General features: G+C 68.0%; 7 protein-coding genes. All 7 read right to left on the minus strand.

Going from position 1 to position 8,922, the window contains the following annotated elements; translation table 11 throughout:
- Nucleotide 1: 1 nt before the first annotated feature.
- Complete coding sequence (locus VGD93_RS05965) at nt 2-1,249, minus strand: thiolase family protein (protein ID WP_395010177.1); 1,248 nt, start codon at nt 1,247-1,249, stop codon at nt 2-4.
- Nucleotides 1,246-3,117, minus strand: coding sequence for a feruloyl-CoA synthase (locus tag VGD93_RS05970; RefSeq protein ID WP_395010180.1), 1,872 nt, complete (start codon nt 3,115-3,117; stop codon nt 1,246-1,248). Before VGD93_RS05970 ends, VGD93_RS05965 begins: the two co-directional genes overlap by 4 nt.
- 208 nt (nt 3,118-3,325) lie before the next feature.
- Nucleotides 3,326-5,236: an acetate--CoA ligase gene (gene acs / locus VGD93_RS05975; protein ID WP_395010182.1), complete on the minus strand. Its 1,911-nt coding sequence runs from the start codon at nt 5,234-5,236 to the stop codon at nt 3,326-3,328.
- Nucleotides 5,237-5,304: 68 nt separating this feature from the next.
- Nucleotides 5,305-6,081 carry an ABC transporter ATP-binding protein gene (locus VGD93_RS05980; protein WP_395010184.1) on the minus strand — a complete coding sequence of 259 codons (777 nt, stop codon included), beginning with the start codon at nt 6,079-6,081 and terminating at the stop codon, nt 5,305-5,307.
- Nucleotides 6,081-6,869: an ABC transporter ATP-binding protein gene (locus tag VGD93_RS05985; protein ID WP_395010186.1), complete on the minus strand. Its 789-nt coding sequence runs from the start codon at nt 6,867-6,869 to the stop codon at nt 6,081-6,083. Before VGD93_RS05985 ends, VGD93_RS05980 begins: the two co-directional genes overlap by 1 nt.
- Nucleotides 6,870-6,873: 4 nt before the next feature.
- Complete coding sequence (locus VGD93_RS05990) at nt 6,874-8,019, minus strand: branched-chain amino acid ABC transporter permease (protein ID WP_395010188.1); 1,146 nt, start codon at nt 8,017-8,019, stop codon at nt 6,874-6,876.
- Between the two features lie 4 nt (nt 8,020-8,023).
- Nucleotides 8,024-8,922, minus strand: an 899-nt coding sequence (locus VGD93_RS05995; protein WP_395010190.1) for a branched-chain amino acid ABC transporter permease, incomplete at its 5' end; no start/stop codon positions are given.

An 8,922-nucleotide genomic window follows, 5' to 3' on the forward strand; every position in this document is an offset into this window, starting at 1 on the left:
CTCAAGCCTCCGGGTTTTCGATCAGCAGCGCGATGCCCTGCCCGCCGCCGATGCAGGCCGAGGCGATGCCGTAGCGCTGCTGCGCGCGCCGCAGTTCGAACGCCAGCGTCAGCGCGAGGCGCACGCCGGTGGCGCCGAGCGGGTGACCGATGGCGATGGCGCCGCCATTGACGTTGAGCCTGTCCTCGTCGAGGTCGAGCTCGCGCACGCAGGCCAGCGTCTGGGCGCCGAAGGCCTCGTTGATCTCGATGCGGCCGATGTCGGCGAGCCTGAGCCCGCTCGCCGCGAGCACGGCGCGGATGGCCGGGGCCGGCCCGATGCCCATGATATGCGGCGGCACCCCGACGGAGGCGCCGGCGCGCAGGCGCGCGAGCGGCCTCAGCCCTTTCCCGGCCGCATAGGCGCCGGAGGCGACCAGCGCCGCCGCCGCGCCGTCGACGATGGCCGAGGAGTTGCCGCCCGTTTGCACGCCGCCGAAAGCGGGCCTGAGCTTGGCCAGGACCGCGTAGGGCGACGGCCGCACGTGGCTGTCGGCATCCACGGCCTCGACGCCCCTGGGCAATGCGATGCCGCGCGGCGCGAGCCCATCGACTTCGAAGCGCTCGCCGACCACCGCCACGATCTCCTCGGCAAGGTGCCCGGCCGCGCGCGCCGCGACGGCGCGCTCGAAGCTGCGGGCGGCGAAGCGGTCGACTGCTTCGCGGGTGATGCCGTACTGGTGGGCGAGGTTTTCCGCGGTGTCGCCCATGCTCACGCAGGCGGCCGGATCGTACAGCGCCTCCCACAGGAAATCCTTGAACTCCACCTGCCCCATGGCGAAGCCGTTGCGGTGGGTATAGGCGGCGATCGGGTTGCGGCTCATCGATTCCGTGCCGACGCCGAGCACCAGGTCGGCGCGCCCCAGCGCCACCGCGTCGGCCGCCTGCACCAGCACCTCAAGCCCGGTGCCGCAGATGCGCTGCACCAGGTGGGCCGGCCGCTCCACCGGCACGCCGGCATAGAGCCCGATATGGCGCGGGGTCACGTAGGCGTCGAACGAGGCCTGCGCCATCGAGCCGGCGATGGTGGTGCCGATATCGGCGGCCTCGACGCCGCTGCGGGCGATGGCGGCGCGGGCCGCCTTGATGCCGAGGTCGATCGGCGACACCGCCGCCAGCGGCCCGCGATAATCGACGAACGGCGTGCGCGCGCCGCCGAGGAGCCAGGCGTCCTCGAACATGGCGACGAGCCCCTGCCTGACCCCGCTCATGCCCCTGTCCCCCGGGTGAAGACCAGCACGTGCGCCGGCGCCGGCTCCGCATAGAGGCCGGCCACCAGCGCGGAGCGCCGCGACGTCACCGCGCGCTGGTTGATGGAACCCTTGTCGGTGACCTCGCCGGCGTCAATCGAGGGCGGTTCGGCCATGATGACGGCGCGGGCCACGTGGTTGGAGCTGCCGGTGGCGCGGCTGGCAAGCGCGTCGAGCCGCGCCTGGAAGGCGCCCCGCACCGCCGGGTGGGCGGCAATCTGTGCCGCATCCGTCCCCGCCGGCAGGCCCGCGAGGCGCCGGCACGCCTCCAGATCGGGAAAAAGCAGCGCGCCGATATGGTTGCGGTCGAGCCCGGTCAGCACCACGTCGCGGATGAGCGGCGCGCAGGCGGCCAGCACGCCGGCGCGGACCCCGCCCATGTCGACCCAGGTGCCCGTCGCGAGCTTGAAGTCCTCGCTGACGCGCCCGTCGAAGACGAAGCCGCGGGCGATGTTGCCCGGCTCGGCAAACTTCAGCGCATCCCCGATCCGGTAGTAGCCCTCCTCGTCGAAGCTCGCCGCCGTCTGCTCCGGCATCTTCCAGTAGCCCGGCGTGACGTTGGGGCCGCGCAGCCTCAACTCGAGCTTTTCGGCGTTGGGCACGAGCTTGACCTCGAGCCCCGCCGCCGGCAGCCCGACCAGCCCGGCCCGGTCGACCGGCCAGGTGGTGGTGAAGGCGAAGGGCGCCGTCTCGGTCGACCCGTAGCCGGTGATCATCATGATGCGCTCGCCGGTGGCCGCGCGGGCGGCGCGCTCGAGCCCGTCCCAGACGTGCTGCGACAGGCTGGCGCCGGCATATTGCAGCACCTTGAGCCGGGAAAAGAAGCTGTTGCGCAGCGTTGCGTCGCCGTTCAGTTGGTCGACCAGCAGCTCGAAGCCCTTGGGCACGTTGCAATAGAAGGTGGGGCCAATTTCGCTGAGGTTGCGCACCGTCCGGCCGATGCGCTCGGGCGTCGCCGCGCCGTCGTCGATATAGAAACTGCCGCCATTGTAGAGGGCGATGCCGAAATTGTGGCTGCCGCCGGCGACGTGGTTCCACGGCATCCAGTCGACCAGGACCGGCGGCTCCTCGCCGAGAAAGGCGAGGGCCGAGCGGATCATCTCCTGGTTGCAGGTCAGCATGCGCTGCGTGGTGATGACCGCCTTGGGCAGACCGGTCGAGCCCGACGTGAACAGGAACTTGGCGATGGTGTCGGGGCCGACCCTGGCATCGGCGGCATCGAGCGCTGGCCCCGGCCGGGTCCGCGCCATGGCAGCGAACAGGCTCGCAGGCCGGCCCGCCGGTGGATGGCTGCGGACGACGAGCGGCGTTGCCGGGTCGACGGCCGCCGCGATCGCCGCGGCGAAGCGCTCGCCGTCACTGGCGTAGACCATGCCCGGATCGAGCAGGGCGATGACGTGGCGCAGCTTGGCGAAATCCCGCGACAGCAGCGAATAGGCCGGCGACAGCGGCGCGTACGGCACCCCGGCCAGCATGCAGCCGAGGCCGAGCAACGCGTGTTCGATCTCGTTGCCGGAGAGGATGACCAGCGGGTGCTCGGCCGATAGCCCGGCGTCGATCACGGCCTGCGCCAGGTTGCGGACCATGTCCCACGCCTCGGCATAGCTGAGGCGGCGCCAGCTGCCGTCAGACCCCTTGCGATCGGCGAGGAAGAGCGCGTCCGGGGTGGCCTGCGCCCACTGCGCCAGCCGGTCGGTCAGGCTGCGCGGATAGTCGCCCAGCGTCTCGAGCGAACGCACATAGACCGTGCCGTCGTCGCGCTGCACGCATTCGGCGCGCATCTGCCCCATGCGGACGGGGCGCAGACCCGGTCGCGGCCCAGCGTTCATCCCTTCCTCCCATTGTTATGATTCATAACAATAGCGGAGTCCCCGCACAAGGGGCCCGCTGCCTCCGGCAGGCTCCTTGCACAGCCCGCCTGCCGGCGGCAGACCAGGGGGTGATCCGGCACGACCCCGGCGCAAGAAAAGAGCGCCGCAGGAGTCCTGCGACGCTCCCTTGCGATGACGCATCCGACCGGGTCCCGGCCGGCGGCCGCTACTTGTTCCGGCGATTGGTGATGAGCGCGTCAACCACCGTCGGATCAGCGAGGGTCGAGGTATCGCCGAGCGAGCCGTAGTCGTTCTCCGCCACCTTGCGCAGGATGCGGCGCATGATCTTGCCGGAGCGGGTCTTGGGCAGGCCGTCGGCAAACTGGATGAGGTCGGGTACGGCGATGGCGCCGATCTCCTTGCGCACCCAGGACTTGAGCTCGGCCTCGAGTTCGGGCGAGGGCTTCTCGCCGGCCATCAGGGTGACATAGCAGTAGATGCCCTGCCCCTTGATGGCATGCGGGTAGCCCACGACCGCCGCCTCCGAGACCTTGGGATGGGCGACCAGCGCGCTCTCCACCTCGGCGGTGCCCAGCCGGTGCCCGGAGACGTTGAGCACGTCGTCGACGCGGCCGGTGATCCAGTAGTAGCCGTCCTCGTCGCGGCGCACGCCGTCGCCCGAGAAATAGTAGCCACGGTAGGTCTGGAAATAGGTGTCGATGAAGCGCTGGTGGTCGCCCCACAGGGTGCGCGCCTGCCCCGGCCAGCTGTCCTTGATGCACAGCACGCCCTCCGCCTTGGTCTGCTCCTGCAGCACCCCTTCGGGCGACAGCACGGCGGGCTGCACGCCGAAGAAGGGCTTGGTCGCCGAACCGGGTTTGGTGGCGATCACGCCGGGGAGCGGCGTGATCATGGTCGCGCCGGTCTCGGTCTGCCACCAGGTGTCGACGATCTCGCAGCGCCCCTTGCCGATCTGCTGGTCGTACCAGTGCCAAGCCTCGGGGTTGATGGGCTCGCCCACCGAGCCGATCAGGCGCAGCGAGGAGAGATCGGCCGCGTCCACATATTGCTGGCCGGCGCCCATCAGCGCGCGGATGGCGGTGGGGGCAGTATAGAAGATGTTGACCTTGTGCTTGTCGACGATGTTCCAGAAGCGCGAGGCGTCCGGATAGGTCGGGATGCCCTCGAACATCACCGTGGTCACGCGGTTGGCCAGCGGCCCGTAGACGATGTAGCTGTGGCCGGTGACCCAGCCGACGTCGGCGGTGCACCAGTAGACCTCGCCCTCGCGCGGATCGAAGATCATCTCGTGCGTCAGCGCCGACCACAGCAGGTACCCGCCGGTGGTGTGCAGCACGCCCTTGGGCTTGCCGGTCGAGCCCGAGGTATAGAGGATGAAGAGCGGGTCCTCGGCATTCATCGGCTCGGGCTCGCAGAACGGCTCGACCCCGGCGGCGGCCTCGTGCCACCACAGGTCGCGGCTGCCCTTCATGGCGATAGTGCCGCCGGTGTTCTTGACCACCAGCACCTTCTCGACGCCGGGGCAGTCCTCCAGGGCGATGTCGACATTCGCCTTGAGCGGCACGCTCTTGCCGCCGCGGCGGCCTTCGTCGGCCGTGATGACCACGCGGCTGTCGCAGTCATTGATGCGGCCGGCCAGGGCATCGGGCGAGAACCCGCCGAACACCACCGAGTGCACCGCGCCGATACGGGCGCAGGCGAGCATGGCGAAGGCCGAGGCCGGGATCATGGGCAGGTAGATGGTGACGCGGTCGCCCTTCTTGACGCCCAGCCCCTTGAGCACGTTGGCGAAGCGGCCGACCTCGTCGTGCAACTGCCGGAACGTGATGTGCTGCGCCTGCGCCTTGGGATCGTCGGGCTCCCAGATCAGCGCGACCTGGTCGCCGTGCTTCTCGAGGTGGCGGTCGATGCAGTTCGCGGCGACGTTGAGCACCCCGTCCTCGAACCACTTGATCGAGACGTTGGGGTACTCGAAGGTGGTGTTCTTCACCTTGGTGAACGGCTTGATCCAGTCGAGGCGCTTGGCCTGCTCGCGCCAGAACGCGTCCGGCTCGGCAAGCGAGCGCGCATACTGGGCCTCGAACTGCGCTGGGGTCAGGCGGCTGTGCGGTTGCATGGTTGAAACGTGACGGTTCATGGCAGGCCCTTCAAGTTAGCGATCTTCGGATCGCAGGGTAATCCCGGCTAGATAGCGAGATATTCGTGGCGCAGATCGGCGTTGTCGAGTACCTCTTTGGCGGTGCCCGTGAACGCGACCTCGCCGGTGTCGAGGATGACGGCGCGATCGGCAAGCTGCAACGCCGCGATGGCGTTCTGCTCGACGATCACGCTGGTGATGCCGATGGCCTTGATTTCGTTGAGAATGCGCTCGATTTCCTGGACGATGACCGGGGCCAGACCCTCGTAGGGCTCATCCAGCAGCAGCAGCTTGATGTCTCGTGCCAGCGCCCGGGCGATGGCAAGCATCTGCTGCTCACCTCCCGACAGCGTCACGCCCTCCTGCCGGCGCCGCTCGGCGAGCCTGGGGAAATGCTGGTAGATGCGCTCCAGCTCCCAGCCGCGGCCGGGCGCCACCTTGGCCAGCGTCAGGTTCTCCTCGACCGTGAGTCCGGGGATGATGCGACGGTCTTCCGGCACCAGCTGGATGCCGGCGCGCGCCGCCTCGAAGGACTTCATGCGATGGATGGCGCGCCCCTCGAGCCAGATTTCGCCCTGCGTCAGGCTGGGCTTGTCGACACGGGCGATGGTGCGCAGCGTCGAGGTCTTGCCGGCGCCGTTGCGGCCGAGCAGCGCCAGGATTTCGCCGTGCCGGATGTCGAAGCTGACGCCCTGCACGATATAGCTCTCGCCGTAATAGGCGTGAATGTCCCTGGCGGCGAAGAACGGGGCGTCCTGCGGCGCCGTCCGGTCGGCAGCCTTCGTCTCGGCGACAAAATCGGTATCCATCGTGATCGCGCTCATCAGTGGGCAACCTCCAGAGTGTGTGAACCACCGAGATAGGCTTCCTGCACCTTGGGGTTCCCGCGCACCTCGTCGGGGTGGCCTTCGGCGATGATGCGGCCGCCGGCGAGCACGGAGATCTTGTCGGCGAGCGAGAACACCACGTGCATGTCGTGCTCGATGATGATCTTGGTCATGCCGCGCGCCTTGATCTTCTTGAGCAGGTCGATGGTGGTATTGGTGTCGTGCCGCGACATGCCGGCGGTCGGCTCGTCGAGCAGCAGCAGCCGCGGATGCTGGATCAGGCACATGGCCAGCTCCATCCGCCGCTTGTCGCCGCGGCTCAGGGCGCCGGCATGGACGAGCCGGCGCTCATACAGCCCGACATCCTGGAGGATGGCTTCGGCTTCCTCGCGCACCTCGGTTTCGGCCTCGAGCGGCGTCATGATGTTGATGCGGAAGGCGCCGTCGCGCTTGGCGAAGGCCGGCGCCATCACGTTCTGCAGCACCGACAGATCCGGGAAAATCTCCGGCGTCTGAAACACCCGCACCACCCCCATCTGGTTGATTTCATGCGGTTTCTTGCCGGTGAGCACCTTGCCGTCGAAGACCACCGCGCCCCGCGTCGGGGGGATGCGGCCGATGATGACGTTGAGCAGGGTCGACTTGCCCGCCCCGTTCGGCCCGATGATGGCGTGGGTCTTGCCCTCCTCGACCTGCAGGTCGATGTCGGCGAGGGCATGCAGCCCGCCGAAATTCTTGTGCACGTCGGCAACGTGGAGAACGACGTTCTTTTCAGCTTGGGTCATCGCCTCACTCCGCTGGCTGGACGCGCACGGCCGCCCCCGCGCCGGGCTTGCCCTGGCGCTGGAACAACTTTCCGAGGCGGCGGACGCCTTCCATGATGCCGCCGGGCAGGAACACGACCACGAGGACGAACAGCAGTCCCAGGGTCAGGTGCCAGCCTTCGCCCACGAACTTGCTGGTCACCGTCACCACCAGGTCCTGGACGCCGTCGGGCAGGAAGTCGAAGAACCGGCTCAGCATGCCCTCGTTGAAGGCCGAGAAGATATTCTCGAAATACTTGATGAGCCAGGCACCGATCACCGGTCCGACCAGCGTGCCGACGCCCCCCAGTATGGTCATCAGCACGACTTCGCCCGAGGCCTGCCACTGCATGCGCTCGGCGCCGGCCAGCGGATCGGTGACGGCCAGCAGGGCGCCGGCGAGCCCGGCATACATGCCGGAGATGACGAAGGCGGTGAGCGTGTACGGCTTGGTGTTGAAGCCGGTATAGTTCATCCGCGTCTGGTTCGACTTGATGGCCCTGAGCATCATGCCGAAGGGCGACGAAAAGATCTTCTGGGCGACGAAGAAGGCCAGGATGAGCATCACGGCCGTGAAATAGAACGCCTCGAAGCCGGTGAAGTTGTGCCCCAGCAGGGTTGCCGACGGCAGCCCCGCCCCGCGCTCCATAAACATCATGTCGATGAGGCGGGGGTCCTTCAGCGTCAGTTGCAGCGAGGTCTCGCCGTTGGTGATCGGGGTGAGCACCGAATAGGCGAGGTTGTACATCATCTGCGCGAAGGCGAGCGTCAGGATGGCGAAGTAGATGCCCGAGCGCTTGAGGCTGAGCCAGCCGATCAGCAGCGCGAACAATCCGGCCAGGAGGACGGCGAAGATGATGGCCGGGAACACGTCCATGGTGAGCAGCTTGAACGACCACACGGCCGTGTAGGACCCCACCCCCAGGAAGGCCGCATGTCCGAAGCTCAGGTAGCCGGTGAGCCCGAACAGGATGTTGTAGCCGATGGCGAAGATGCCGAAGATGGCGAATTTCTGCAGCAGGCCCGGATAGGCGGCGCCGAACGGGGCCAGCCAGAAGGGCATGGCGAGGACGACCACGGCGAAGATGGCCAGCGTGATCGCGTCCCGGCGGGGCATGGCGAACGGGTTCATTGGCTCAGGCCTCCATGACGCCGCGCCGGCCGAGCAGGCCACGGGGCCGCACCAGCAGGATGACGACGGCGACGAGATAGATGATGATCTGGTCGATGCCCGGGATGACCTGCTTGACTTCGTTCATCGAGGCGAAGGACTGCAGGATGCCGAGCAGGAAGCCGGCGGCGACGGCGCCGGGCAGCGAGCCCATGCCGCCCACCACGACGACGACGAAGCTCAGCACCAGGAAGTCCATGCCGATGCTGTAGGTCGGCGGCACCAGCGGCGTGTACATGACGCCGGCCAGCCCGGCGACCACGGCCGCGAGGCCGAACATGATGGTGAAGCGACGGTCGATGTTGATGCCAAGCAGGCCGACGGTCTCGCGGTCGGCCATGCCGGAGCGCACCACCATGCCGAAGGTGGTGAAGCGCAGGAAGGCGAACACGGCACCCAGTACCACGACGGCGAAGAGGAAATAGGTCAGGCGCCAGAGGGGGTAGGTCACGGCGCCCGGCGCCAGCCCGAGCCACACACCGACATCGGCGGCGCCGGCCAGCGAGGGCGGCATCGGCTGCGAGATCGGGTTGGCGCCGAAGATGGCCTTGATGATCTCCTGCAGCACGATGGCGAGGCCGAAGGTGACGAGGATCTGCTCGGCATGCGGGCGCTTGTAGAAGTGCTTGATGAGACCGCGTTCCATGACGATGCCGACGATCAGCATGACCGGGATGGCGAGCAGGATGGCGAGCGGGACCGAGTACTCGATCATGAATCCGCCCCAGTCGCCGAACCAGGTCTGGGCCAGCGGCGTCCTGATTTCGAGGGGCGTGCCCCAGGGAGAAAGCTGGGTCGGATCGACGGTCACGGTTTCGAGCGTGATCAGCTGGCGAAACGCCACTGCACAGAAGGCGCCGAGCA

The sequence above is a fragment of the Devosia sp. genome (assembly GCF_036406155.1).
In the GTDB taxonomy this organism is placed as follows: Bacteria; Pseudomonadota; Alphaproteobacteria; order Rhizobiales; family Devosiaceae; genus Devosia_A.

Excerpts from the sequence above, each read along its gene's own strand:
- VGD93_RS05965 (WP_395010177.1), bottom strand. The coding sequence starts at position 1,249 with ATGAGCGGGGTCAGGCAGGGGCTCGTCGCCATGTTCGAGGACGCCTGG.
- VGD93_RS05970 (WP_395010180.1), bottom strand. The coding sequence starts at position 3,117 with ATGAACGCTGGGCCGCGACCGGGTCTGCGCCCCGTCCGCATGGGGCAG.
- acs (WP_395010182.1), bottom strand. The coding sequence starts at position 5,236 with ATGCAACCGCACAGCCGCCTGACCCCAGCGCAGTTCGAGGCCCAGTAT.
- VGD93_RS05980 (WP_395010184.1), bottom strand. The coding sequence starts at position 6,081 with ATGAGCGCGATCACGATGGATACCGATTTTGTCGCCGAGACGAAGGCT.
- VGD93_RS05985 (WP_395010186.1), bottom strand. The coding sequence starts at position 6,869 with ATGACCCAAGCTGAAAAGAACGTCGTTCTCCACGTTGCCGACGTGCAC.
- VGD93_RS05990 (WP_395010188.1), bottom strand. The coding sequence starts at position 8,019 with ATGAACCCGTTCGCCATGCCCCGCCGGGACGCGATCACGCTGGCCATC.